This window comes from Acidovorax sp. DMC1 (genome assembly GCF_056314325.1).
In genome coordinates this window covers 524,941-551,654 of sequence record NZ_JBQUYO010000003.1, presented here as the reverse complement: position 1 = coordinate 551,654, position 26,714 = coordinate 524,941, and the positions used below count along the sequence as shown (strand labels likewise).

The 26,714-nt window shown below is 66.7% G+C and carries 21 protein-coding genes; 12 read left to right on the top strand and 9 right to left on the bottom strand.

What is annotated here, in order from left to right; translation table 11 throughout:
• Nucleotides 1-9: 9 nt before the first annotated feature.
• The 5 genes from ACT531_RS09815 to ahpC form a co-directional block, all read right to left on the bottom strand.
• A complete protein-coding gene (locus ACT531_RS09815; protein ID WP_476017292.1) occupies nt 10-1,140 on the bottom strand; it encodes an efflux RND transporter periplasmic adaptor subunit in 1,131 nt (376 codons plus the stop codon).
• Entirely contained in the window at nt 1,137-1,709 is a 573-nt protein-coding gene (locus tag ACT531_RS09810; RefSeq protein ID WP_476017291.1) for a hypothetical protein, read from the bottom strand. Before ACT531_RS09810 ends, ACT531_RS09815 begins: the two co-directional genes overlap by 4 nt.
• A gap of 35 nt (nt 1,710-1,744) precedes the next feature.
• A complete protein-coding gene (locus tag ACT531_RS09805) occupies nt 1,745-3,022 on the bottom strand; it encodes a TolC family protein (RefSeq protein ID WP_476017290.1) in 1,278 nt (425 codons plus the stop codon).
• Nucleotides 3,023-3,702: 680 nt separating this feature from the next.
• Nucleotides 3,703-5,316, bottom strand: a complete 1,614-nt coding sequence (gene ahpF / locus ACT531_RS09800) for an alkyl hydroperoxide reductase subunit F (RefSeq protein ID WP_476017289.1) — start codon at nt 5,314-5,316, stop codon at nt 3,703-3,705.
• A 154-nt stretch (nt 5,317-5,470) separates the two neighbouring features.
• The gene (gene ahpC / locus ACT531_RS09795) at nt 5,471-6,046 is read right to left on the bottom strand and encodes an alkyl hydroperoxide reductase subunit C (RefSeq protein ID WP_056061816.1); all 576 of its coding nucleotides are present in this window, start codon (nt 6,044-6,046) and stop codon (nt 5,471-5,473) included.
• Nucleotides 6,047-6,330: 284 nt separating this feature from the next.
• Between ahpC and bfr the strand changes: the two genes are divergently transcribed.
• The 5 genes from bfr to ACT531_RS09770 all read left to right on the top strand — a co-directional run bounded on the left by bfr (nt 6,331) and on the right by ACT531_RS09770 (nt 12,082).
• On the top strand, nt 6,331-6,807 hold the full coding sequence (bfr, locus tag ACT531_RS09790; RefSeq protein ID WP_015013372.1) for a bacterioferritin: 477 nt from the start codon (nt 6,331-6,333) through the stop codon (nt 6,805-6,807).
• 445 nt (nt 6,808-7,252) lie between these two features.
• Nucleotides 7,253-7,561 carry a DUF3649 domain-containing protein gene (locus ACT531_RS09785; RefSeq protein ID WP_476017288.1) on the top strand — a complete coding sequence of 103 codons (309 nt, stop codon included), beginning with the start codon at nt 7,253-7,255 and terminating at the stop codon, nt 7,559-7,561.
• Nucleotides 7,558-9,381, top strand: a complete 1,824-nt coding sequence (locus ACT531_RS09780; protein WP_476017287.1) for a PepSY-associated TM helix domain-containing protein — start codon at nt 7,558-7,560, stop codon at nt 9,379-9,381. The genes ACT531_RS09785 and ACT531_RS09780 overlap by 4 nt, the downstream gene beginning before the upstream one ends.
• 5 nt (nt 9,382-9,386) lie before the next feature.
• Nucleotides 9,387-9,719, top strand: a complete 333-nt coding sequence (locus tag ACT531_RS09775; protein ID WP_476017286.1) for a DUF3325 domain-containing protein — start codon at nt 9,387-9,389, stop codon at nt 9,717-9,719.
• A 176-nt stretch (nt 9,720-9,895) separates the two neighbouring features.
• Nucleotides 9,896-12,082 (top strand): TonB-dependent receptor, encoded by a 2,187-nt coding sequence (locus tag ACT531_RS09770; RefSeq protein ID WP_476017285.1) that lies wholly within the window; start codon nt 9,896-9,898, stop codon nt 12,080-12,082.
• A 168-nt stretch (nt 12,083-12,250) separates the two neighbouring features.
• On the opposite strand, the gene ACT531_RS09765 is transcribed toward ACT531_RS09770, so the two are convergent.
• Nucleotides 12,251-13,009: a hypothetical protein gene (locus ACT531_RS09765; RefSeq protein WP_476017284.1), complete on the bottom strand. Its 759-nt coding sequence runs from the start codon at nt 13,007-13,009 to the stop codon at nt 12,251-12,253.
• A 476-nt stretch (nt 13,010-13,485) separates the two neighbouring features.
• On the opposite strand from ACT531_RS09765, the gene ACT531_RS09760 reads away from it, so the two are divergent.
• From ACT531_RS09760 to ACT531_RS09735, 6 genes are all read left to right on the top strand, one after another.
• Nucleotides 13,486-14,688 (top strand): PepSY-associated TM helix domain-containing protein, encoded by a 1,203-nt coding sequence (locus tag ACT531_RS09760; protein ID WP_476017283.1) that lies wholly within the window; start codon nt 13,486-13,488, stop codon nt 14,686-14,688.
• Entirely contained in the window at nt 14,685-14,909 is a 225-nt protein-coding gene (locus ACT531_RS09755; protein WP_476017282.1) for a hypothetical protein, read from the top strand. Before ACT531_RS09760 ends, ACT531_RS09755 begins: the two co-directional genes overlap by 4 nt.
• 255 nt (nt 14,910-15,164) lie before the next feature.
• Nucleotides 15,165-15,920: a TonB-dependent receptor gene (locus ACT531_RS09750; RefSeq protein WP_476017281.1), complete on the top strand. Its 756-nt coding sequence runs from the start codon at nt 15,165-15,167 to the stop codon at nt 15,918-15,920.
• 87 nt (nt 15,921-16,007) lie between these two features.
• Nucleotides 16,008-18,197, top strand: coding sequence for a TonB-dependent siderophore receptor (locus ACT531_RS09745; RefSeq protein ID WP_476017280.1), 2,190 nt, complete (start codon nt 16,008-16,010; stop codon nt 18,195-18,197).
• Nucleotides 18,198-18,652: 455 nt separating this feature from the next.
• Nucleotides 18,653-19,621, top strand: coding sequence for a porin (locus ACT531_RS09740; RefSeq protein WP_015013363.1), 969 nt, complete (start codon nt 18,653-18,655; stop codon nt 19,619-19,621).
• 286 nt (nt 19,622-19,907) lie between these two features.
• Nucleotides 19,908-20,630, top strand: a complete 723-nt coding sequence (locus ACT531_RS09735; protein ID WP_015013362.1) for a formylglycine-generating enzyme family protein — start codon at nt 19,908-19,910, stop codon at nt 20,628-20,630.
• A gap of 25 nt (nt 20,631-20,655) precedes the next feature.
• Here ACT531_RS09735 and ACT531_RS09730 read toward each other — a convergent pair whose 3' ends face one another.
• Together ACT531_RS09730 and ACT531_RS09725 are read right to left on the bottom strand one after the other, a co-directional pair.
• Nucleotides 20,656-21,429: a hypothetical protein gene (locus ACT531_RS09730; protein WP_476017279.1), complete on the bottom strand. Its 774-nt coding sequence runs from the start codon at nt 21,427-21,429 to the stop codon at nt 20,656-20,658.
• Between the two features lie 168 nt (nt 21,430-21,597).
• A complete protein-coding gene (locus ACT531_RS09725; RefSeq protein ID WP_116749398.1) occupies nt 21,598-23,034 on the bottom strand; it encodes an NAD-dependent succinate-semialdehyde dehydrogenase in 1,437 nt (478 codons plus the stop codon).
• Nucleotides 23,035-23,122: 88 nt separating this feature from the next.
• On the opposite strand from ACT531_RS09725, the gene ACT531_RS09720 reads away from it, so the two are divergent.
• Entirely contained in the window at nt 23,123-24,295 is a 1,173-nt protein-coding gene (locus ACT531_RS09720) for a pyridoxal phosphate-dependent aminotransferase (protein WP_476017278.1), read from the top strand.
• An 882-nt stretch (nt 24,296-25,177) separates the two neighbouring features.
• On the opposite strand, the gene ACT531_RS09715 is transcribed toward ACT531_RS09720, so the two are convergent.
• A complete protein-coding gene (locus tag ACT531_RS09715) occupies nt 25,178-26,674 on the bottom strand; it encodes an efflux transporter outer membrane subunit (RefSeq protein ID WP_476017277.1) in 1,497 nt (498 codons plus the stop codon).
• Nucleotides 26,675-26,714 lie beyond the last annotated feature (40 nt).

Here is a 26,714-nt window from a genome sequence, read left to right as displayed (position 1 = left end):
CGTGACTCCTTAGCGGACCTGGTTGATGAGCGTGGCGCCCTGCGTGGCCACGCGGTCGCCGGGCTGCAGGCCCGAGGTCACGGCCACCGAGGTGCCATCCAGTGGCACCGCCGTGACCACCCGTGGCGCAAAGCGCTCGGGCGACTCCTTGACCCACACGATGGTCTGGTTGGCCGGGTTGCGCAGCAGCGCGGCAGCGGGCACCTGCATGCCATCGACCTTGTCGGTGGACTGCACGAACACGCGCACGGGCTGGCCGATGGCAAGATTTCCGAGCGCGGTGGAGTCGCCCGCAAACTGCAGCGGCTGCGCCTGATCACGCAGGCTGCGCGCCGCGCCCACAAAGCGCAGCGGCACGCGCTGCCCGCCCACGGCCAGCGTGGCACCGGCCACGCTCTGGGCCTGTGCCGGGTCGTAGGCCAGGGCCTCGATGCGCAAGCGCGATGGGTCCACCACCTCAAACACCAGTTCGCGCGCATCCACCACCTGCCCGGCCACGGCGTTGGCCGAAGCGATGACGCCCGACACCGGGGCCACCAGCGCATCGCGCGTGGCCAAGCCCGCGCCCACAGCGCCCAGGCGCTGGGTGAGGCTGTGCAGCTCGCTCTCGGCGGCTTCGATGTCTTTGCGCGGCACGGTGTCGGCCAGCTCTTGCAGGCGCGCCACGCGCCGTGCGGCCAGGTCGCGTGCAGCGCGCAGCTCTGCCTGCTGGGCCAGTTGGTTGGATCGCTCGATGGCGCCCGCCGTGGGCACCACATAGGCCAGCACCTCGCCCTTGCGCACGGCTTGGCCCACACCGGGCAGCCCCTTGGGCCCGGCCTCCAGCCGCCCGGCCAGCACGGCCTGCACCTTGCCGCCCGCGTTGGGGTCCATCACCACGGTGCCCGCCAGTTCAAAGGCCTTGGCGTGCTGCCCAGCGGCAGTCACCAAGGTGCGCACGCCCAGTTGGCGCTGCGCGGGTTTGGGCAAAAACACGCTGCCATCGGGCTGGCGATTGGGGCCGTTGCCGGTGGGCGCGGGCGGCGCGTCGCCATGGTCGTGGCCGGGGCCTGCCAGGGCTGGCAGGGGAGCGCTGAGCGCGGTGGCCATCAGCAGGGCCAGCAGGGTGGGCAAAGAGGGCACGGGGTGCAGGCGCTTCATGCGGCACCTCCCACGCGCTGGGCGTTGCCCATACGGGCAGCACGGCCCCGGCGCAGGCGCCATGCGGCAACCAGCGCCAGCAGCACGGCGGCTGCGGCGCCTGCGATCAGCGCGGTGCGGCGGGCAAGCCCTGCGGGGGCGGCATCGGTGTGGGCGGCGGGGTGCAGGTCGATCTCGCCTGCCAGCAGGTCGGTGTCATTGCCTGCGGCCACGGTGGCGGTGACGGGGCTCACGCCCTGGGCCAGCGGGGCAGCCAAGGTGGCCTGGAACTCGCCCTCCGCAACGCGGGTGACGGGCACGCTGGTGCCCGCAATGTCCAGCTCCAGCCGGGCGTCTTTCACGGGGCTGTTGTCGCCCGCGTGGTCTAAATAGAGCGCGATTTTTTGTCCGTCAAGCACGCCCACCAGCTCAAACAGGTCGGAGGTGGCGGCAAAGCGCGGCAGGGCCGTGCCCGCTGCGGCAGCGGGGGCTTCGCCATGGTCATGGCCTGCGCCAGCCAGCGCGGTCGGCGGCAGCAAGCCCAGCAGCAGGGCCAGGCCCAGAGTGGAGAAAGTGGAAGAGAGTTTCATGGTGTTCAGCAAAAGTGGTGAGGGCCTCAAGGGCGTCATTGCGGCAGCAGGCCCAGGGCCTGGCGCAGATGGGAGATGGCGGCTGCTGCGTCGATGCGGGCGCGGGCCAACTGGCGTTCGGCCTGGGCGGCCTCCAGTTCTACGCGCAGGCGCGTGGGGCCGTCGGCTTCGCCCAGGCGGAAGGCCTTGTCGATAAAGCCGCGTGTGCCCTGCGCCAGCGCTGCGTGGCGTGCCAAGGCATCGCGCTGGGTCTGTGTGGCCTTCACTCGCGCCACGGCGGCGGCGATGTCGGCAGCCAGCCGGTCACGCTCTGCCGTAGCGCGTGCTTCTGCGGCCAGGGCTTCGGCGCGGGCGGCGGCCTGCTTGGCCTGCGCCCGATCGCCTCCGCCCAAGGGCACGCGCAGGCCCACGGTGAAGGTCTGCTGGTAGCGGTCGCCCGCCTGCTCGCGGCCGCGCGTGGCGGCCACCGTCAGCTCGGGGTTGGCACGGGTTTGCACGGCGGCCAGGTCGGCGGCGCGGCGGGCCACCTCGGCCTGGTCCTGCCAGTCGGCCGCCGCTGGGTGCTGGGCAGCGGCTGCCGTGGCTTCTGGCACGGGGGGCTCGGGCTCTGCCCCGTCCGCCAGCGCTAGGGTGGGCGCGGCCTGCACGCCCCAGGCAGCCAGTGCGGCCTGCGCTGCGTCCCGTGCGCCCTGGGCCTCGGCCATGGCGGCTTCGGCCTGGGCCACGGCGCCGTCGGCCTGCGCCTGGTCGGCGCGCGACAGGTCTCCCGCACGCACGCGGCGCGCCACGTCGGCGGCCAGGCGCTGCGCGTTCAGCAGCCGGTCTTGCGCCAGTGCCTGATCGGCCTGCGCGCGCTGCGCGGCCCACCACGCTTCGCGCACGCTGGCGGCCAGTTGCAGCTGCGCGGCGCGCTGACGGCTGTCCAGCGCCTGCGTTTCGGCGTCGGCCAGCGCGGCCTTGCGGGCGCGCTCGCCGGGCAACCACAGCGGCAGGGCCAGGCCCACCTCGGCTTCGCGGCTGCCCTGGTTGCTGCCAGGGCGGTCTGTTTTGGTGGACAGCTCCAGCGCCACCGGCTCGGCCGTCCAGGCTGTCGCTGCGTTGCGTGTGGCCTGCGCGGCCTCGCGCCGCAAAGCGACAGACTGCGCCTCAGGCTGGCGTTGCCAGGCTTGGTCAAACAGGGCCTGGAGCGTGAGGGGCCCTGTGCGGGGGTTAGAAGTCTGGGCCTGTGCGGCACTGCCCAGCAGTGCCCAGCCCAGCGCCATCACCACCAGCGCGGCGATGGGCGTGTGTTGTCGTTGTTTCGTTGATTGCATCCGATTCCTCTGCAATGGCCGGAGGGCCACAGGTTGAAATCGGCGAGGCGCGATGGTGGTCAGAAACGATCAAGAGCGCGCGCAAGCGTCAGCGCACGCGTCGTGACTGCCCCGCGAGGCCGGTCTCGATCCACATCCAAATGAAAACGGGACAGCCCGGAGCCCCCGCCTCGCCGCTCAGGCGAGGACGAGCCAGTTGGGACGTTCGGGGCGTGAAAGGGGGGCTGGAGGCCAGGCTGGTGCCGCCTGGGCCGGCGGGCGGGCTGCAGTCACCACGATGGCGTGGTCACCCAGACTGTGCGCGAGACCGCTACCCGCGCCGTGGCAGGCGTGACAGTCCATGTCCGCCGGGGTGGCTGTGGTTGTCTTGGCGGGATGGGCGGGGGACTCGTGGGCCACGTGATCGTGTACGTGGTGGCCAAAGTGCGAGGCTTGCGGTGCCGCTTCATGCCCGCAATAAGGCGAAGCGGCCGCCCAGATGGACTGGAGCGGCATGAACACCAATAGAAAGATCAAAAGCAAGCGGCGCATGGGCAGCCGGATTCTAGGGAGGTTTGTAGAACCCCTACAAACACAGCGGATCGCCCGGACCGATTCAAAGGACTTTGGAGGATGGAAGGCCTACAGGCCGCACCACCGCAGGGACGAGGGCAGCATCTGCCCCCTCGTCCCCCGCTACATCAAGCAGCAACTGCCTCGGGCTGCGCGGCCTGCGCCTTGGTACCTTCAGCCACCACGGGCATGCGGATCAGGTGATCGAACGCGCTCAGCGCTGCCTTGGAGCCCTCGCCCGCTGCAATCACGATCTGCTTGAACGGCACCGTGGTGCAGTCGCCCGCCGCAAACACGCCGGGGATGTTGGTGCGGCCGTGGGCATCGACAATGATTTCGCCGAAGCGCGACAGCTCCACCGTACCCTTGAGCCATTCGGTGTTGGGCACCAGGCCGATCTGCACGAACACGCCTTCGAGCTGCACGGTGTGCTCCACGTTCGTGGCACGGTCCTTGTACTTGAGGCCGTTCACCTTGCCGTCAGCACCCGTGATTTCGGTGGTCTGGGCGTTGGTGTGGATGGTCACGTTGGGCAGGCTCTTGAGCTTGTTGACCAGCACGGCATCGGCCTTGAGCTGGTCGGCAAACTCGATGAGCGTGACGTGGGCCACCACGCCAGCGAGGTCAATCGCGGCTTCGACACCGCTGTTGCCGCCACCGATGACCGAAACGCGCTTGCCCTTGAACAGCGGGCCATCGCAATGCGGGCAGTAGGCCACGCCCTTGTTCTTGTACTCGGCTTCGCCGGGCACGTTCACGTTGCGCCAGCGGGCGCCGGTGGACAGAATCACCGTCTTGGCCTTGAGCGAGCCGCCGTTGGCCAGCTGCACTTCAATCAAGCCACCGGGCTGCGCAGCAGGGATGAGCTTGTCGGCACGCTGCAGGTTCATGATGTCCACGCCATAGGCACGGGTGTGGGCTTCGAGCGCAGCGGCGAACTTGGGGCCGTCGGTTTCGAGCACCGAGATGTAGTTCTCGATGGCCAGCGTGTCATTCACCTGGCCGCCAAAACGCTCGGCGGCCACGCCGGTGCGGATGCCCTTGCGGGCTGCGTACACGGCGGCTGCGGCACCAGCGGGGCCACCGCCGACGATGAGCACGTCGTACGGGTCCTTGGCAGACAGCTTGGCGGCTTCGCGGGCGGCAGAGCCGGTGTCGAGCTTGGCCACGATTTCTTCAATCGTCATGCGGCCGGAGCCGAACACCTGGCCGTTGAGGAACACCATGGGCACGGCCATGATTTCGCGCTCGGTCACTTCCTGCTGGAAGGCGCCGCCCTCGATGACGGTGGTCTTGATCTTCGGGTTGACGACGGCCATGAGCGCCAGGGCCTGCACCACGTCCGGGCAGTTGTGGCATGTCAGGCTCATGTAGACCTCGAAGTTGAAGTCGCCATGGAGGGCCTTGATGGAATCGATCACGTCCTGCTCCACCTTGGGCGGGTGACCACCCGTCCACAGCAGGGCCAGCACCAGGGAAGTGAACTCATGGCCCAGCGGCAGGCCGGCAAAGCGCAGACTGTTGCTGGCGCCTACGCGCTCCAGGCTGAAGGATGGCTTGCGCGCATCGTTGCCGTCGGTGCGCAGGGTGATCTTGTCGCCGCGCAGCGACTGGATGGTCGTCAGCAGCTCGCGCATGTCGCGCGCAGTCTCGCTGTCGTCCAGGGAAGCCACCAGCTCAAACGGCTGCTGCACGCGCTCCAGGTAGGCGGCGAGTTGGGTCTTGAGTTGTTCGTCGAGCATGGTGGTGTCCTTTCAATTTTGAGTCGTTCTGCCTGGGAGGTTGATGCCAAAAGGGCTGCAGTTCAAGCCTGCTGGTCAACGTCCGGGCGTAAAAAAGCCGGACGGCATGGCGCGATGGCGCCATGACGCTGTCCGGCTTTGGGGGAGCCGTGGATTAGATCTTGCCGACCAGGTCCAGCGAAGGCGTCAGCGTCTTGGCGCCTTCCTTCCACTTGGCGGGGCAGACTTGGCCAGGGTTGGCGGCGGTGAACTGGGCAGCCTTGAGCTTGCGCAGGGTTTCCGACACGTCGCGGGCGATTTCGTTGGAGTGGATTTCCATCGTCTTGATCACGCCATCAGGGTTGATCACGAACGTGCCGCGCAGCGCCAGACCTTCTTCAGGGATGTGCACGCCGAAGGCGTTGGTCAGCTGGTGCGTTGGGTCGCCGACCAGGGGGAACTTGGCCTTGCCGACGGCGTCGGAAGTTTCGTGCCACACCTTGTGCGAGAAGTGGGTGTCGGTCGTCACGATGTAGACCTCGGCACCGGCCTTCTGGAACTCAGCGTAGTTGTCGGCAGCGTCTTCGATTTCGGTGGGGCAGTTGAAGGTGAACGCTGCGGGCATGAAGATCAGCACGGACCACTTGCCCTTGAGGGACTGCTCGGTCACTTCGATGAATTCACCCTTGCCGCCACGGTTGACGAAAGCGGTGGTCTTGAAGGGCTGAACTTGCGTATTGATCAGGGACATTGCTGTTTCCTTAGTGGTTGGTTGACTGAACAGGACTGAAGTTTAGGCATTTCCAAGCCATCAATCCAATTAATTGATTGCATTGAATCAATTGTCAATTACTATACAACTCCCACTGTGGCCTCCCCATGACAACCCTGGTGCGCCACGGGGAACTCAGCCTGTGAACGCGAACGCCTCTCAGCATCACACGCAGCCCGCACGCCATAGCAGGGGCTTGCCTTGCGCTGCTTGATGCGGGTCACGACAATCAGCGCCGAATTCACACATTACAAGGAGTCCCCATGAAAGGTGACGCACAGGTCATTGGCCATCTGCAGGCCCAGCTCAAGAACGAACTTACGGCCATCAACCAGTACTTTCTGCACTACCGCATGCTCAAGCACTGGGGCTTCGACAAGCTGGCCAAGAAGGAGTATTCGGAATCCATCGGCGAGATGAAGCATGCCGACTGGCTCATGGACCGCATCTTTACGCTGGACGGCCTGCCCAACCTTCAGGACCTGGCCAAGATCCAGGTGGGCGAAGACGTGCCGGAGATCCTGGCCTGTGACCTGCGCGCCGAGCAGGGCGCCCAAGCCACCATCAAGGAGGGTATTGCCCACTGCGAAAGCGTGCGTGACTATGTGTCGCGCGACCTGTTGCAAAAGATCCTGGACGACACCGAAGAGCACATCGACTTCCTCGAAACCCAGATCGACCTGATCGGTAAAGTGGGCCTGCAAAATTACCTGCAATCGCAGATGGGCGAGATCGAGTGAGCCAATGAGTGACTAAGGGGTACCCCGACATGGCCCCCCTCTGACCTCCCAACGGGCCTCGGCCCGTTTTTTTTCGCCCGTGCTGGCGCGAACTGCGCACACTCTGTTGCAACTGCACATCAAACCTCGCAGTTTCTTTGTTAGTTAATACGAATGATTTGCAACCACATTAAAATAGCGGTCGATCATCCCCTGCCGCATCCTGCGCACCGGCTCCCGTTGCAGTGCGCATGAGCAGGCAAGCGCCTGCTCCCGCAGGGCGATGACTTCACCTGGAAGCCAGCCAGCCGGTGACCCGCATCACCGGCAACAGCCAGCGTTTGGTTTGTTCACCCATCCAACGACTGGAGCCCTTGCCCATGCTGCGCAGCCTTGCCCGCCTCTGCCCTTCGGAGGCGCTGTCCCCCCCTGATCGCCCAGTCACTGCGCCGATGGTCTCGCAGCCATGAAGGCCACTCGCGTCGATGGACGCTACCGGCTGGCCATCACCTCGCGTGCCGTGGCCGCAATAGGGGGCGGCTATGCGCTGGCCGCCGGTTTCACTGCGGCGCTGTCGCTGCTGCTGGCGCAGTGCATGCCACGGGTGGAAGCCGTGCTCACGGCCACCATGTTGTCGTGGGTGGTGTATGCCATCGCCGCAGGCTGGGCCTTTTATGCACGCACCGCCTGGGGCGCGTGGGGTGGCACGCTGCTGCCCGCAATGGTGCTGGGCGCATGCGCCACGGCACCTCAATGGATGAGGGCCGCCGCATGACCCGCATCACGGCCCCTGCATGCCAGCCAGTCGATCGGGCATCTGCAAGCACCGCTTCTGAACAAGCCCGCAAAGCCAAACCACCCAAGGCGCTCAACGACCGCGAGGGCTTTCGCCAGGCCATGTCGTGGCTGCACACCTGGGCGGGGCTCATCCTGGGCTGGCTGCTGTTTGCGATCTTCCTCACCGGCACGCTGTCGTTCTTCAAGAACGAGTTCAACCTGTGGATGCGCCCCGAGATGCACGGCCTGCAGCCGGTGGAGGCCGCCGCCCCCCAGGTGGCGCAAACGGCGCAGAGGGCCCTGGACGCGCTGGTGCGCAAGGTGCCCAACACCACGCAGTGGATCATGCACTTGCCCGACGACCGCGACCCCGCCGTCAACATCCTGTGGCGCGACACGGGCAATGGCCGCTTCGAAACGCTGCGCATGCACCCGCAGACCGGCGAGGCCATCGACACCCGCCAGACGATGGGCGGCGACTTCTTCTACCGCTTTCACTTCGAGTTGCGCACCGCGCAAAAGGGCCGCTGGACCTTGCAGGGCCGCTGGGTGGTGGGCGTGGCCACCATGCTGATGTTTGTGGCGCTGATCTCGGGCGTGATCACGCACCGCCGCATCTTCAAGGACTTCTTCACCTTCCGCCCCGCCAAGGGCGGGCAGCGCGCCTGGCTAGACGCGCACAACGTCACCGGCGTGCTGGTGCTGCCTTTCTATCTGATGATCACCTTCAGCGGGCTGATGATCTTCCACACGCTGTACATGCCTGCGGGCATTGCCACGGCCTACCAGGGTGAGAAAGGCGTGGACTCCAACGCGTACTTTGCCGACCTGCAGGGCGAGAAGGCCGAAAGCCGCCCCCGGCGCGGCCCCGGCGACAAGGTGGAGCCCCTGCCCGCCATCGCCCTGCCGCCCATCCTGGCCGAGGCCCGCACCCGCTGGGACGGCGGGCGCATTGGCAGCGTGCAGGCACGCCGCGATGCCAAGGGCCGCGCCGTGGTCGAAGTCACCCGCCACGAGGGCGACCGCCTGCAATACCGCCCGCCGCGCCTGCTGTTTGATGCCCCCACCGGCCAGTGGCTGGACCAGGCCGATGCCACCGGCCCTGCCGTCAAGACCTACGGCGTGCTGTACGGCCTGCACATGGCGCGGTTTGCCGATGTGGGCCTGCGCTGGGCGCTGTTTGGTTTTGGTGTGCTGGGCAGCCTGATGATTGCCACCGGCATGGTGCTGTGGTCGGTCAAGCGCAGCGCCAAGTCACAGACGCAGGCCAGCCGCAAAGGGGCTGCCAACGCAGCTGATACCGCCACACCCAAGGCGCCGTTTGGCGAGCGCCTGGTGGCGGCCATCAACATCGCCACGCTGGCGGGCCTGCCCCTGGCCTGCGGCGTGTACATCGCCTCCAACCGCCTGGTCCCGCTGAACGTGGAGGGCCGGGCCGATGTGGAACTGGCCTGGTTCTTCAGCGCCTGGGGCCTGGCCTTGCTGTGGGCGCTGGCCTGCGCCGTGGTGCGGCCCAGCCGCATGGGCTGGTCGGTGCCGCTGGGCGCGGCAGGCCTGGTGTGGGCGCTGCTGCCGGTCATCAATGCGCTGACCACGCACACCCACCTGGGCACCACGCTGCCTGCGGGCGAGTGGGTGTGGGCCAGCATGGACCTGGCCTTCCTGGCCACCGGGCTGCTGCTGGGCGGGCTGTCGTGGCGCCTGCGCCCAGGCCGCGCACCCCGGGGCAAAGCCGCTGCAACCAAGGCACAGCGCACAACCCCGGTAGCTGCATTGCCTGCGGCCAGCGATGTATCCGCGTCCACCTCGGGGGCCTGAGCACCATGTCCGCTTTTCTGCTGTGTTTTGCGGCCTGGTCAGCCATTGCGCTGGGCATGGACCGCCACCACGAAGACGCCACAGGCCGCGAAGGCGCGGCCCGCAGCCTGCAACAGCTGCGCCGCACCGGGTGGCTGTTGCTGCTGCTGTCGCTGTGGCTGGCCGCACACCCCGCCGATGGTGTGCCTGCCTCGCTGGGCGTGACCAAATGGACGGTGGCCCTGTCGATGGCCGCTGTGGCCGTGACGGCCTCCGTGACCTGGCAGCCCCGGCGCGCACCGCTGCTGGCAGGGATGGCCCTGGTGGCCGGCCTCGGCGCCTGGACCTGGGGGTGGTAAGCGCGAGGGATGCAGCGGCCCTGCGGGCCCGTCGCTCCTTCTGATCCACCGCCCTCCTCTGCTTCCTTTTCTCCCGCTCTCCGCACCCCTCCCAGCCACGGCCCCAAAGGCCCGCGCCAGGCCCGGTGCCTGCGGAGCCGTTTTCCACCGCGTTGCGCACACACCAAGGACAAAGCATGCACGCACCTCAACACAACTCCCTCCAACAGTCGTTCCGCCACCCGCAGGCCATGAACCCGCTGGTTGCAGCCATCCTGGTCGCTTTCTGCGGCACCGCGCTGGCACAAACCCCGGCGCCTGCTACCCCCACCCAGACGCTGGGCGAGGTCACCGTACAGTCCACCAGCGACGATGACGGCTATTCGCCCGCCGCCAGTACCTCGGCCACCAAGGGCAGCGCGCCGCTGCGCGACGTGCCCCAGGCCGTGAACGTGGTGCCCGAGCAGCTCATGCGCGACCAGGGCGCGCGGTCGATGGAAGACGCGCTGCGCAACGTGCCCGGCGTGGCCATGAGCCATGGCGACGGCCAGCGCGACCAGGTGGTGATACGCGGCTTCACGGCCATTGCCGACCAGTTTGTGGACGGCGTGCGCGACGACGCGCTGTACTTCCGCGATCTCGCCGACATCGAGCGCGTGGAAGTGCTCAAGGGCCCGGCCGCCGTGTTGTACGGGCGGGGTTCATCGGGCGGCCTGATCAACCGCGTGACCAAGAAGCCGAAATTCGGCGAGACCTCGGGCGAGGCATCGCTGGGCCTGGGCAATTTCGACTACCGGCGCGCGACGGCCGATGTGAACTTGGGCATCAGCGACACCGCAGCCTTCCGCATCAATGCCGCCGTCGAGGACTCGGGCAGCTACCGCGACCAGCAGTTCGTCAAGCGGCACAACTTCGCGCCCTCGCTCGCGCTCAAACTCGCCGCGCAGACCGACCTGCTGCTGCAGTACACCAACGCCCGCGACAAGCGCCTCACGGACTTCGGCATCCCCGCGCTGAACGGTCGCCCCGTCAACGTGCCCGCCGGCACCTACTACGGCTCGAGCAACGCGGCGCAGGACGACACCACCACCAGCACCATGCAGTCGTTCGCGGCCACACTCAACCACCGTTTCAACGACGACTGGTCGGTGCGCAACGTCACGCGCCTGTACGACTACACGCTGGACCGCTACAACACCCTGCCCGGCGGCACCACCAACCCCGTGGACATGACCGTGGGCCGCACGCGCTCGTTCATCCTGCGCGACGAAAAAGGCTTCTTCAACCAGACGGATGTGACCTGGCGCAACCAGCTCGGCGGCTTCAAGCAAGAGTGGCTAATGGGCGTGGAACTGGGCCAGCAGAAGAAGCGCGCCGAGTCCGTCTCGGGCGGCGCGGACCGCGTGCCCATTCTCAACCCCGGCAACCGCCCCGCCCCGGCCATCCCGGCCGCCAGCTACAACGCCGACAGCGCCATCCCCAGCCACACCACGCAAGACACGGCCGCGCTGTACTGGCAAAACCAGATCACGCTCGCGCCCCAATGGAAGGCGCTGGTGGGCGCACGCTACGACGTGTTCTGGCAAGAAACCACGTTCGACCGCAAGCTGAGCACACTGTCGCGCACCGACAAGAAGTTCAGCCCCCGCGCGGGCCTGGTGTGGCAGCCCAGCGATACCGTGTCGTACTACGTGTCGTACAGCAAGTCGTTCCAGCCCTCGGCCGAGACCTTTGCGCTCGCCGCCAACACCACCGGCGCCGAGCCCGAGATCACCGAGAACAAGGAAATCGGCGTGAAGCTCGACCTGCTCGATGGCCGTATGAACGTGACCGGCGCGCTCTTCAACCTGGAGCGCACCAACATCAAGAACACCGACCCGACCAACCCCTCGCGCCAGATCAACGTGGGCACCCAGCGCACCAACGGGCTGGAACTGACCGCCAACGGCCGCCTGCCCGGCCGCTGGGACGTGAGCGCAGGCTACGCCTGGCTGGACGGCCGCATGACGAAATCACTGGCCACCACCACCTCCACCCAGTTGCCCACCGCTGCCATCGCGGCCCAGGGCAAGGTGCCCGCGCTCACGCCTCGCAACTCCGCCTTCCTCTGGGCCATGAAGGACCTGGGCCACGGCCTGCGCGTGGGCGGCGGCGTGAACTACGTGGGCGCGCGCTTCACCTCGCTGACCAACCTGGTCACCCTGCCCGGCTACACCACGGTGGACGCCGCCCTGCAGTACACGCTGGGTCAGTGGGATGTGGACGTAAACATCAAGAACCTGGCCAACCGCAAGTACTACGTGTCGGCCCACGGGAGCAACGACAACCTGATCCTGCCCGGCTCGCCGCGTGCGGTGCAGGTGACGTTGCGGACGCGGTTCTGAGGCCCAAGTGAACGGCGGAAGTGAGCCAAGGGCCCCAGTTTCAAAGGAATGTGGCCTCTTCCGCCGGATGCCCAAAACCGGCGCTCCATCGGCCGCAACCGCGTGCTGGAACAGGGCGTGGCTGTCATCAACCCCCACTGCGGGCTCTTGCGGCGAACCCGCTTGGCATCACGGAGGTGTCACGCCCATCTTGTGCACCTTGAAGCTTTCATCCAGGTAGACCGATGACCCCGTCATGCCATAGCCTTCGCAGACGAACCCATTCAAAGGAAGCACACCCGGACCACCAACGATCCGGCCTCGGGCCTCCTTGTACTTCTTGCCAGCACGCCGCGAATCAATGGTGGCGTTGGTCAGGTAGTTGAGGCTCACGCGGTGGGAGGCATTGCTGGAATAGTCTTCATCGTCCTGCTGCTCGCCGATGTGTTCCAGGTCTTTGATCTTGGCGTTGTAGCGGAACTGCAGCGTGAAGCCCGAGAACCGGGCGGCGTCTGCGTAGTAGACCGCCTGAACGAACAATGAATTGCTCTTGATTTCCAGGTTGTAGAACTTGCTGGGGTAGCAGAACTCGCCGGACGTTGAGAGCACCTGATAGCTGCCATCCGCCCTCCCGGTCAGGACAAGCAACCGCTCCTCTCGCTGGCCTTCTCCTTTTTGCTTTGTCAGCAACAGGGCCAGGTCAGGGATGCCATCGCCGTTCAAGTCGCCTTCTGCAGTGGTCCAGACAAAATCGGGATGCCGAAACTCGGGGGGTATTGCAAGCCGTGCCTTTTGCTCCGCAGAGGTGCTTTCGTCTGTGGCGCGTACGTTGCCTGTACACAAAATGGCCACCACAGCGAGCCATGGCAAGGCCGTCCGGTACAAAGCCCCCATGCCTCTCGCAGATGCGTGCGCAACGGGCTGAACGGCGCCGAATATCGTGGACACGGAACTCTCCTGAAAGCGGCTCGCAGCCGGGGGATGAAGCCCATGCAAGGGTCGCAAACGCGGGTGTGAATGTCTGCAAAACCAGCACGCTGGGGCGACGGCACTATAGCCTGCAGGCGCCCACCCCGCCCTGCGCCCCAGCCCCCGCGCGCGCAATGCTTCCTCTCCTTCGCAGTGTCCGGTCGGGAGCAGGCCGCAGCGATTTCGCAACATCCTTGCCCCACACACCATCACGAATACAAACAATTCCCATTTGCAATGTAAAATTGGATTTCCGCCAGCCATAGCCCTTGCCGCGAGCCTTTTCACAGGCCTCCCGGCTGCAGCCAGCACCCACCGTCTTCCGATGTTTCCGGGTTGTCTGGCTTGATGAATCACTTGTTCGCCCTTTCTGTTGCGACAGCGCACCCTGTGCCTGGGGCGGCGCTGGCGGTGGTGCGACTGCCCGACGGCCCTTGCCACACCGCCCCCACGCCATGCTGAGCCCCACCGCCCTGCGCCGCTGGAGCTGGACCCACAAGTGGTCCAGCCTGGTGTGCACCGTTTTCATGCTGCTGCTGTGCATCACCGGCCTGCCGCTGATCTTTCACCACGAAATCGGCCACCTGCTGGGCACCGAGGTCGAGGCGCCCGCCATGCCCGCCAACACGCCGCGCGCCAGCCTGGACCAGGTGCTGGCCACGGCAAAAGCGCTGCACCCGGACCGGGTGGTGCAGTTCGCATCACACGCCGAGGACGATGACAACGTGTGGTTCGTCACGCTCACGCCCACCCCGGCGCCCACCGATGACTTCCGCTCGGTGGCGGTGGACGCGCGCACGGCGCAGGTGCTAGCGCAGCCCCGGTTTGACGAAGGCTTCATGTACGTGATGTTCAAGCTGCACGTGGACCTGTTCGCAGGGCTGCCGGGCAAGCTGTTTCTGGGCTTCATGGGCTTGCTGCTGCTGGTGGCCATCGTCACGGGCGTGGTGCTGTATGCACCGTTCATGCGCAAGCTGGCGTTTGGCGAGGTGCGGCGCGGTCGGTCCACGCGGGTGAAGTGGCTCGATCTGCACAACCTGCTGGGCATCGTCACGCTGGTGTGGGCGTTTGTGGTGGGCGGCACGGGCATGATCAATACGTGGGCCGACCTGCTCATCAAGTACTGGCAGCACGACCAGCTCTCGGCGCTGCTCAAGCCCTACGAAGGCCAGCCCATCGTGCCCGTGGCCGAGCGCGGGCCGCTGCAGCAGGCGCTGGAGGCCGCGCAGGCCCAGGCGCAGGGCACCAAGCTGTCATTCATTGCGTTCCCGGGCACGGCGTTTTCCAGCCCGCACCACAACACGTTCTTCCTGCGCGGCAATGAGCCGCTGACCTCCAAGCTGCTCCAACCGGTGCTGGTGGATGCGCGCACCGCGCAGGTCACCGCGTCGCCCCAGCTGCCGTGGTACCTGACCGCGCTGCTGGTGTCGCAGCCGCTGCACTTTGGCGACTACGGCGGCATGCCGATGAAGATCCTGTGGGCGCTGCTGGACATCGCCACCATCATGGTGCTGGGCAGCGGGCTGTATCTGTGGCTGCGCAAGGGCGTGCAGGCGGCAAGCTCCGCAACACCCACCGCAGGCAGCGCCACGGGGGGTTTTGCGGGCAGCGCATTGCCCACATCGGGCGCTGCGCGCTCCACCGAGGGCACCGCATGAAAAAGCACCGCCCTTTCTGGGCCCTGTGGGGCGGGCCCATCGTGATGGGTGTGCTCACCACCACCGGCTTGATCACCGCACTGGTGTCCGACACCTGGGGCGACTGGTGGTCGTGGGTGGGGCTGGGCGTCCCCGTCGCGGTGATGGGCTGGTACGGCCGGCCGCGCGCGCCAGAGCCGACGCCTCCAACGAAGAACCCGCGCGCAAGCGTGGAGCGGTAAGCGGTTACTGGCGGCCGACATGACGCCCTTATGACGGCCGCTGAAGCGGCTCTCATGCCCCCGTCTGCGCTGTCGCCCGGTGTGAGCCCAGCGCTGCAACGTTCAGATCAAAAAGCCACCCAGCGCTCATCCATCAAGCGCAGGCAGCTATCAGAAAATGAGCTTCACTGCACCCACCCTTGCGGTGGTGCAGCGGGCTGCGCGCTGCGTTTGGAGCAGCGCTCCGGAATCCCAAACCAAAGAGAGGAAATATCCATGTCCATGTCTTGCGCTCCCACCTCCCCACGCCCTTGGCTGGCTGCCGTGCTGGCCATTGCCGGCGTATCTGCCCTGGCCCCTGCCCACGCCCACCAGGTGTGGCTGGAGAACGCCGGGGGCCAGGCGCGCCTGCACTTTGGCGAGTTCAACGACAACCTGCGCGAGACATCGCCTGGCCGGCTCGACCAGTTCAAGGGCGTGCCCCTGCTGGAACAACAACGCACCGGCGCCCCGGCGCAGCGCGTGGACGGCCAACTGGGCAAAGATGCCTTCGTCTACGCCACCACCGGCAGCCCAGACACGCTGTTTGCAACGCCTACCTACCCCGTGATCGACCGCAGCAAGCGCAACCTGCCCGCGATGTACTGGCAGCCCGCGGCCCGCTGGGTAGCAAGCCTGGCCAAGCCCGTGGCACCCACCGCTGCGCTGGACCTGGTGCCCACCGGTAAGCCCGGTGAGCTGAAAGTGGTCTACCAGGGCGCCCCCTTGCCCAAGGCCAAGGTGCAACTGGCCGCGCCCTCGGGCTGGACGCGCGAGGCCGAGGCGGGTGAAGACGGCAGGGTGACCTTTGTCACCCCCTGGAAGGGCCAGTACGTGGCCGAGGTGAAGCACAGCGACAAGACGCCGGGCGAGGCGCACGGCGCGCCGTACGGCGAAGCCAGCTACGTGACGACGCTGAGCTTTGTGCTGGCCGAGGGCATGCCCTCGCCGTCGTTGCCGCCAGCGGCCACGCCCGCACCCGCTGGTCGCTGATCAGCGCCCATTTCAAGCAATTCAAGCAAAACCGGCCGCTTGCGCTAGTCGAACATGCCCAAGCAGCTATCGAATCAATAGCAAACCATGCCTCCTTTCCCATCCCGTTCGCGCGCATGCCGCGCGCCGCGCACCGCCGTTGCACAGGCCGCCGTGCTGGTGCTGTGCAGTGCCGCGGCCCAGGCGCAGACCACCACCGTCCCGTCGCCCACTGCCGAGGCCACATTGGCCCCGGTCACCGTGTCTTCGGGCGCGGAGCAAGAGAACCCGACGGCACCGGTCACCGGCTTTGTGGCCCAGCGTGCGCTCAGCGCCACCAAGACCGACACGCCACTCATCGAAACCCCGCAAGCCATCAGCGTGGTCACCCGCGACCAGATGGAGGCGCAGGGCGTGCAGACGCTGCGGCAGGTGACGGCGTACACCGCAGGCGCGGTGTCCAACTACTTTGACAGCCGCGTGGACAGCTTCAAGGCACGCAGTGGCGATGTCTCGCAATACCAGGACGGCCTGCTGCGCACCTATGGCACCTACAACACCAGCCGGCCAGACCCCTACACGCTGGAGCGCGTGGAGTTTCTGCGTGGCCCCACCTCCGTGCTGTACGGCCAGGGCAGCGTGGGCGGCGTGCTCAACCTCACCAGCAAGCGCCCGCAGGCCGACACCTTGCGCGAGGTGCAGGTGCAGCTGGGCAACAACGCACGCAAGCAGATCGCGGCCGACCTGACGGGCGCGCTCGACCAGGACGGCCAGTGGCTCTATCGCCTGGTGGCCGTGGGCCGCGACAGCGGCACGCAGGTGGACCATGTGGACGACAACCGCGTGGTGTTTGCGCCATCGCTCACCTGGAAGCCCAACGCCGACACGTCGCTCACGCTGCAGGCGCTGCACCAGAAGGATCAAAGCGGCTCGCTCATCGGATTCTTCCCGTGGCAAGGCACGCAGCTGCCCAGCCAGTACGGCCAGATTCCGCGCAACACCTTCATCAGCGAGCCGGGCTGGGATGCATACGACACCCGCAACAATTCGTGGGGCTACCTGTTCAGTCACCGTTTGAACAGCGACTGGACGGTGCGCCAGAACCTGCGCCGCACCGTGAGCGAGGTGGACTACCGCACCATCTACACCAGCTTCACCGCCAACGCCGCCACGGGCCGCCCTGCGCGCCCGGTGTTCAACAGCGACAACCGCACGCTGGTACGCGACGCGGTGTGGAACCTCAACACCGGCCGCATGCTGCTCATCGACACGCAGCTCGAAGGCAAGCTGCAGGCGGGCAGCACCGCACACACGCTGCTGGCCGGCCTGGACGTGCAGCGCAACCACACCGGCCAGCAGGCCTGGCGCGCGGTGGCGTCGTCCATCGATGTGTACAACCCGGTGTACGGCAACTTCACGCCGCCCACGGCGGCACAGCTGGTGCGCCAGCCCAGCGTGGTGCAAAAGCAGCTGGGCTTCTACGCGCAAGACCAGATCCAATGGGGCCGCTGGACGGCCACGCTGGGCCTGCGCCATGACAGCGCCCAGACCGATACCGAGGGCCGCCCTGCCGCTGCCGTGGACGACAAAGCCTGGACCAAACGTGCGGGCGTGACGTACCAGATGGACGGCGGCTGGGCGCCGTATGTGGGCTATTCCGAATCGTTCCAGCCCCTGGGCGGGCTTGACGCGTACGGCACCCCTTACAAGCCGCAGCGCGGTGAACAGTGGGAGGCGGGTGTGAAGTGGCAGCCGCCGGGCCAGGGCATCAGCGCGTTTGCCGCTGTGTACACCCTGCGCGAAAAGAACCGCAAGACCACCGACCCCAGCAACCCGCTCAACAGCCTGCAGATCGGCGAAGTGAAGGTCAACGGCTTCGAGGCCGAAGTGCAGGCCAGCCTGGCGCGCCAGTGGGACTTTACGCTGGCCTACGCCTTCACCGACGCCCAGATCAGCCGCAGCAACGCAGGCGACCAGGGCCAGGCCGTGGCCGGCGTGCCCCGGCACACTGCATCGGCCTGGCTGAGCCACCGCTTTGCAGCGCAGGGGCGTGGCGGCTGGGTGGTGGGCGCGGGCGTGCGCTACACCGGCTCGCAGTGGACGGGCACCAGCGCCATCACCACCCCGGCGGCCACCCTGGCCGATGCCATGGTGGCCTACGACGCTGGCGACTGGCGCGTGGCCTTCAACGTGGTGAACCTGACCGACAAGGTGCATATCACCCAGTGCCTGGCACGCGGGGACTGCTTTTACGGACAGGCGCGCACCTACACGCTGACCTCGACGTACCGGTTCTAAGTCCCGGTTCTAGGCGCCGGTTGGCGATCCCACAAGGGATAGTCAAGGGATCGCCGCCACGCCACAAGCTGCCGTGCAGGGCTCGCACGGCGGCAGTGGCCTGTACGCAGCGCCACGCCGGTGCCAGCCCGCGCGGGGCTTGCACCACATTCGCGACCTTCCAAGGGGCTCCAAGGGACTCAAAGGGGCTCCGGGCTCCACCCGAAGTTGGGTTCTGGCGCGCCATACCAGAACCATGTTGCGCCGCAACGACATTTGGATGACAAAAAGGTGTTTACCCCGCTGGCGGCCAATCACGGCGGCCAGTAGCATCCCCCTCCGTTGCAAAGTGCAACGATCACATCACCACAGGCATCAAACTTGCTTGTAGCGGCGGCCCGAAGGCATCACCCCTGTGCGTTTTTGGCCGGTGATTATTTGTCGTCAAACAAAATTTGATTTAAGGAACCTCGCGAATGAAAACATTGAACCGCTGCGCCCTCGCCGCGCTGGCCCTGGTGGGTACGTCTGCTGCCTTTGCACAGAGCAGCGTCACCCTGTACGGCCGGGTCAACACGACCTTCGAACACCAAAAAGACGGCGATGTCTCCAAGACCGGTCTGTTCAACAACTCCTCCCGCTTCGGCTTCAAGGGCCAGGAAGACCTGGGCGGCGGCCTTATGGCTGGCTTCCAACTGGAAAGCGGCTTTGACTCCAGCTCCGGCGCTTCCGACTCGCGCGGCATTTTTGCCCGCCAGAGCGAAGTGAACCTGTCCGGCGGCTTCGGCATGGTACGCCTGGGCAACTTCACGTCCGAGTCGTACTACGCCACGGCCGACTTCATCAGCAACCACAACCACGACACCGGCTCGTCGGCTGACGCCCTGTACGCCTACCCCGCCCGTGACGTGAACAAGATCGCTTACCGCACCCCCAGCCTGGGCGGCGCAACGTTCGAAGCCGGCTGGGCCCAGCACGAGCAGCCCAGCGGCACCGGCGGCAAGAACAGCCTGGACCTGGCTGCCAACTACGAAATCGGCAAGTTGGGCCTGGGCGCTGGTTACTCCAAGCTGGGCGACCAGAACCAGTTCGCAGTGCGCGCTTCGTACTCCACCGGTCCTTTCGTGATGGGCGCCTACGTGCAACGCGACAAGAACGTGTTCATCGCCAACGGCGGCAACCGCACCAACCTGCGCCTGTCGGCCGCCTACATCATGGGTGTGTCCGAGTTCCACGTGAACGTGGGCCGTGCTGGCAACTACTCCAACGTGTCCAACAGCGCCGCCACCCAGTACACACTGGGCTACAACTACAACCTGAGCAAGCGCACCAAGATCTACACGTACTACACCCGCATCAACAACAGCCAGGCAGCCACCTACGGCGTGTCGGCTCCGGGTAACGACTTCAGCTCCTTCGCCGTGGGCGTGCGCCACAACTTCTGATAGCGCCCCACACGCTGCTGCCCTGACTGGTGGGAGGGCAGACACACAGCCAATTACCCCGCACTCCTTTTTTTGGGAGTGCGGGGTTTTTTATGCCTGCTACCGGTTGGAAAAGGCACACAGCCCTTGGGCGGACGCGGCGCCGACCACCCAACCCGGCGCCCCCCACAGGGCCGTTCAGCCACTGCAAACCCAGCCCCGCCCACAGGCTTTTGCAGCGGCCGATACTCTGCGCCACACAGGCCCGGCAATGGCTGCCTGGCTGTGAAACGGGGAGCACAGGACCATGCCAACACCGCGCCACGCAGTCATCGCCACCCTGGCGTTCTGGGCCCTGGCCGCATCTGCCCAGACCCCAGCGCCCGTGGTGCTGGACGACCTGCACGGCCTGCGCATCGACAAGACCGAAGTCACCATCGCCCAGTTTGCGCGCTACGCGCGGGCCACCGGCACCACCACCCGTGCCGAGCGCGAAGGCGGCGGTTTTGAATACGTGGGCGGCTGGCAGCGCCGCGCGGGCTGGACCTGGCAGCGCCCCGACGGCTCACCGCCCGACACCGACCAGTTGCCCGCCGTGCACCTCACCCACACCGAGGCCCAGGCGTACTGCCAATGGGCCGGCGGCCGCCTGCCCACCGCCGCCGAGTGGCGCACCGCCGGCTTTACCGAGCTGCGCAGCCAACCACCCACGCCCTGGGTGCGTGGCACCACCTACCCCTGGACCACGGGCCACAGCCCGCAGGGCGCCAACACCAGCGACCCCGACCCCTGGCCCCGCGCCGCGCCCGTCAACGCCACTGTGGCCGGAGTGAACGGCCTGCACGACATGGGCGCCAATGTGTGGGAATGGGCGGCCGATGCGCGTGGCGACGAGCGGCGCACGATGGGCGGATCCTGGTGGTATCCCGCCTCGCAAATGCGCGCGGATGTCGAGGCCTGGAAGCCTGCGGACTTCTATGCGGTGTACATCGGCTTTCGCTGCGTGTACGACCCGGTGAAACAGCGCTGAGAACCCGTACTGTGCGGGTGCGAACTCAGTGCCCGCCGAACCTCGCTACCTGCCGCAGCCCGCCCGTAAGGCCCCACAGCGATACGCACCAGCCGTCACACCCCTCAGACACCACAAGGCCCGGCAGGTCGTTGCCGTCGATGTCCACGTAGCTGTCGGGCTTGCCGGGCACCTCGCCCATGTAGGCATAGCCGCTACTGCCACGCACAAAAACATGGTGCCGCTGGGCTCCGTAAAAAGCGTCCGGGTCGCGCACCACCCTGCCAGGCACCACCACGGTGGTGCGTGCGCCCTGGGGCTGCTGAATCGTGCGTGCAGCACCCCATTGGAGCTGGCGGCGCAGCGCGCCAAACCGGCGGTCGTCCGACTGCACGAACGACTGCAGTGCGCCAAGCTGCTCGGCGTCGGGTTTGGCAACCAGCCACTGGGGCGTGCGCGGCGGCGTGAGGGCGAAGAGCCGGTACTGCGGGTTGTCTGTCTGGGGCCTGGGCCCCTGCACGGTCAGGGCTGCGGCGTAGGGTTCTTCCTGCCCGGCAGACTTCGGCGGCAGTTCTGCCTTGCACTGGTAGCGGGTGCCTGATTGCAGCGCAAATACCGGCGTACGGGCATTGCAGTGCCGCACCAGTTGCTGCAGGTGCGCGGGGTTCTCAAAGTGTGCCCACACCGGGCCATCGTCGGGCGACAGCCAGGCAAAGAACAGTCCGGGCCGCTGACTGGAGCTCTCCTTCTCCTCGCCCGCCCAGGCAAGGGGCACGCAGGCCAGCGCAATGATGAGGGCGAGGCATTGCCGGGGCAGCATGGGCGGGGCACTCCTGACATGGGGGACGGTGGGTAACTGCCACCTTTGGTGGCCGCAGGTCTTCAACGCCACGCCATTGTGCCGCCCTGTGCAGTCTTCCAAAAGCAAAAAGGCCCCCGATGCCCATGGCACCGGGGGCCTGTGTCCAAGCAGCAAAGATCGCGATGGTTACACGTTCATGATCGACACCAGGCGCGTGTTCAGGTGCGCCTCGATGGCCTCCGGGCCACCCTCTGAGCCGTAGCCCGAATCCTTCAGGCCGCCAAAGGGCAGCTCGGCCGCAGGGGCGGCGGCCTGGTTGATCCAGAGCATGCCCACTTCCAGGCGCTGGGCCAGCAGGTGTGCGTTCTTCAGCGACGAGGTGAACGCATAACCCGCCAAGCCAAACGGTAGGCGGTTGGCTTCGGCTATGGCGTCTTCAATCTTCTCAAACCCGCGAATCGCGGCCACGGGGCCAAAGGGCTCTTCGTTCACGATGCGGGCCGACAGGGGCACATCGTTCAGCACGGTGGGCTGGAAGAAGTTGCCCTCGGTGCCGATGCGCTCGCCACCGGTCAGCACCTTGGCGCCCTGCTGCACCGCGTCGGCCAGCAAATCGGCCATGGCAGTGATGCGGCGCGGGTTGGCCAGCGGGCCCATCTGCGTGCCAGCCGCGAGGCCGTCGCCGACCTTCAGGCCCTGGGCATATTTGGCGAACGCGGCCGCAAAGTCGGCGCGGATGCTTTCATGCACCAGGTAGCGCGTGGGCGAGATGCAGACCTGGCCCGCATTGCGGAACTTGGCGCCGCTGCCGATCTTGATGGCCAGCTCCAGGTCGGCGTCTTCCGCGACGATGACCGGTGCGTGGCCGCCCAGTTCCATCGTCACGCGCTTCATGTGCTTGCCGGCCAATGCCGCCAGCTGCTTGCCCACGGGCGTGGAGCCGGTGAACGTGACCTTGCGGATGATGGGGTGCGGAATCAGGTAGTTGGAGATTTCAGCAGGGTCGCCATAGACCAGGCCCACGGTGCCTGCGGGCACGCCCGCATCGGCAAACGCACGGATCAGCTCGGCCGGGCTGGCGGGGGTTTCTTCGGGTGCCTTGACCAGGATGGAGCAGCCTGCGCCCAGCGCAGCGGCCAGCTTGCGCACCACCTGGTTGATGGGGAAGTTCCACGGCGTGAAGGCCGCCACGGGGCCCACCGGGTCCTTCAGCACCATCTGCGTGGCCTTGAGATTGCGCGAGGGCACGATGCGGCCGTACACACGCAGCGACTCGTCGGCAAACCATTCGATGATGTCGGCGGACGCCATGGTCTCGACCTTGGCTTCGGCCAGGGGCTTGCCCTGCTCTTGCACCATGATGGCAGCGATGGCCTCGGCGCGCTCGCGCATCAGGGCGGCGGCGCGGCGCATGGTCTTGGCACGCTCGGCGGCGGGCATGTCGCGCCAGGCTTCAAAGCCCTTTTGTGCGGCGTCCAGCGCGCGGTCCAGGTCCACCTTGGTGGCGTGGGCCACACGGCCGATTTCTTTGCCCGTGGCGGGGTTGAACACGGCAAGGGTCTTGCCTTCGGCGGCGTCTTGCCACTGGCCTGCGATGAAGAGCTGGGTGTTGGGATAGGTCATGAGCGTTGGTTGGTCAGCCACTGTGGTGAAAAAATCAAAAAAACGACTATACGCCTGCGATGATGGCTGTGTATTTCAAGGAGATTGCATGCGAGAAGTAGTCCAAAGCCTCGAAGAGTCGCGCATCCGCGAAGTGGCCAACGAAGGCCTGGGACGCAGCGATGTGCTGAAGTTCTGGTTTGGCGAGAGCGACGAGGTGACTCCCGATTTCATCCGCGAGGCGGCCATTGCGTCGCTGCAGCACGGTGAAACCTTTTATGCCCATAACCTGGGCCTGCCCGAACTGCGCCACGCGATTGCGGGCTACATGCACGGCCTGCACCCGCAGCAGCACACCGATGCGTGGTTCGACCGCATAGCAGTCACATCGGGCGGCGTGAACGGCCTAATGGTGGCCGTGCAGGCCCTGGTGGACGCGGGCGACGAAGTGGTGCTGGTCACGCCCGTATGGCCCAACCTGGTGGCGCAGCCGCGCATTCTGGGTGCGCAGGTGCGCACCGTGCCGCTGGTGGCCGACTCACAGGGCGCTTGGCGCCTGGACATGGACGCACTGCTCAGTGCCATCACGTCCACCACGCGCCTGCTGGTCATCAACGCCCCCAACAACCCCACGGGCTGGACGCTGACGCGCGAGGAGCAAGCCACCATCCTGGCGCACTGCCGCCGCACGGGTACGTGGATTTTGGCGGACGAGGTGTACGAGCGGCTGTACTACGCGGGCGATACGCTCAACGGCGCCGCGCCCAGCTTTCTGGACGTGGCCGAGCCGGAAGACCGGCTGGTGGTGACGCACAGTTTTTCCAAGAGCTTCCTGATGACCGGCTGGCGTCTGGGCTGGCTGGTGCTGCCGCCGTCGCTGACGCATGCCGTCGGCAAGTTGATCGAGTTCAACACCTCGTGCGCACCGGTGTTTGTGCAGCGTGGGGCCACGGTGGCGCTGCAGCGCACGGAGGAGGTGACACCTGCGCTGGTGAACCATCTGCGCAACTGCCGGGACACGCTGGTGCCGTTGCTGGCCGATGTGCCGGGAGTGTCGGTGGCCACGCCGCGTGGCGGGATGTATGCGTTTTTCCACATCGACGGGCATGACGACTGCCTGACGCTGGCCAAGCGGCTGGTGCGGGAGGCGGGGTTGGGGTTGGCGCCGGGCAGTGCGTTTGGGGGAGAGGCGTCGGGGTGGTTGCGGTGGTGTTTTGCGAGTCGGGATGTGGGGAGATTGGAGGAAGGCGTGGGGAGGTTGAGGGGGTGGTTGAAGGGGTGAGCTGAGGTTTTTGAGCTTTTTTGGCCGCAAGCGCTAGTGGGATATGCACTGGTAGCTATTGATTTTGTAGTGTTTTCTTGGGGGCGCTGAGCTGGCCGCATGCCTAGGTTGAGGGCGGAGGCCGGGAGTCGCCCGGCAGGCGAGTCCCTTTCTTTCGCGTCGCCGAAAGAAAGGAACCAAAGAAAGGGCGACCCCACTGTCTGCGTCCCCTGCGCTGCGCTCCGGGGCAACCTGCGGTGCTCGGGTTTGGCGGGGTCTCGCTCGAACTCGCTCCGTTTCACTTCGCTCAGACAATCGCGAGCCCTGATCCGCCAAACCCTGCGCTCCTCGGCGCATCCAGAGGGGCAAAGGGGGCAGAACATCCACACGGGCCTTTGCTTCGCTCGGCCCATTCTCGCGGGCGCAAGCGCCACGCGCTGCGCAGGCCAAGCCGAGCGCAGCGATGGCCCGAATGGATGTCCGGCTGTTCGGCTGTTCGGTTGTCTGGATGTTCGGATCCCCACCCCTGCTGGCTGCGCCTGCGGCGGGGCGGATGTGGGGTGAGCATGGGCGTCGAAGCGCCCATGCTTCGTGAACTGACTCGCCGCAGTTGTCTGAACGGAGCGCGCCAGCGCGCAGTGAGTTCTGCGGCGCACCCCGCAACCGACCCGCCGCAGGTTGGCCCCGTAGCGAAGCGCAGGGGTCGCAGACTGGGGGTCGCCTTTCTTTTGGGTACTTTTCTTTGGCGAAGCAAAGAAAAGTACCTCGCCCGCCGGGGCGACTCCCGGCCTCCGCACTCAACCGAGGCATGCGGCTCAATCAGCGCACAAAAACCAATACTACAAAATCAATAGCAACCACCGCATATCCCACTAGCGCAAGCAGCCAAATCCGCGAAAAAAGCTACTGCGACACCGCAGCCATCTTCACCGCAGGCTGATCCCCCCACGCCCCCCCAAGCGCCCGAATCAACCCCACCGTCGCCACATACTGCGCCGTCCGTACCTGCAACTCCTGCCGCCGATTGCGCAACTCGCTGCGCCGCGCGTCCAGCAACTCCAGCTGGCTCACCAGCCCATTGCGATACCGCACATCCGACAACTGCGTCGCCCGCCGCGCAGCCGTCACCGCCCGCCCCTGCGCCTCGGCCTGGCCGGAGAGCAAACGCAGCGAGGTCAGCTGGTCCTCCACGTCACGAAACGCGTTGAGCACCTGCCCCCGGTGGTCCGCCAGCGCAGCCTCCAGGCGTGCCTTGGCACCTTCGATCTGGGCATCGCGCTGGCCGCCGTCAAAGATCGGCAGCGACAGCAGCGCACTCACGCCCCAGGCGCGAGCCGACCACTTGAACAGGTCCCCCAACTCGGGCGACGCATGCCCCGCATTGCCCGTGAGCGTGACGGCCGGGAACCACGCCTTCTGCGCCACACCTACACGGGCTTGCGCGGCCAGCACAGCGGCTTGCGCAGCCGACACATCAGGACGACGCGCCAGCACCGTGCCGGGCACGCCCGGTGGGATCACGGGCAACGCAGCATCGCCCGTCGCTGGCGGCAGCACAAAGCCGCTGGCCACCTCGCCCGCCAGCACGGCCAGCGCATTGGTGAGCAGGGCCTGCTGGCGCTGCAAGGCCAGTGCATCAGACTCGGTGGCGGCCACCTCGGTCTGCACACGGGCCACGTCCAGCTCGGCCACGTCGCCCGCCTGCAGGCGGCGCTGCGTGAGGCGCAGGGTGTCCTGGTACGCGGCCAGACTCTCTTGCACCAGCACCTGCTCGGCCTGCACGGCGCGCAGTTGCAAGTACGTTTGCGCTACATCGGCCTGCACCATGAGGCGCGTGCTTTGCAGCAAGGCTTCGCGCGCATCGGCGTCCAGGCGCGCGGCGTCGCTGGTCTGCGAAAGGCGGCCAAACAGGTCCAGCTCGTACGAGGCGTTGAGCCCCGCCGTACCCAGCGTGGCAGGGGCAGCGCTGCCCGTGGTGGCAGCGCCCGCCTGGCGCGTCACACCCGCCGATGCGCCCACTTGCACCGAGCGCGCGGCGTCGGCCGAGCGCAGCAGCGTGCGCGCCTCGGCCAGCCGTGCGGCCGCCTGCTGGATGCTGGTGTTGGCCGTGCCCGCGCGCTGCACCAGGTCGGCCAGCACCGGGTCTTGAAAGCCCAGCCACCACTCGCCGCGCGGCTGCGCCTCAGCGGGGGCCGCCACCGTCCAGGGGGCTGTGGGCAACGCATCGCCCCCTGCCGTGAAGCTGGCGGGCACAGGCACACCCGCATGCGGCGCGGGGGCCACGGGCTGGGTCATGCAACCGGCCAGCACCAGGGCGGCGGCCAGGGGCGCCAGCAGGCTGCGTTTGCGCCCTGCGAGGGCTCCGTCGGTGGAGTTTTTTGTCAAAAGCAAATCGGTCATGGTTGTTCTCCTGCCCTGGCCGCTGCACCCGCTGCAATCG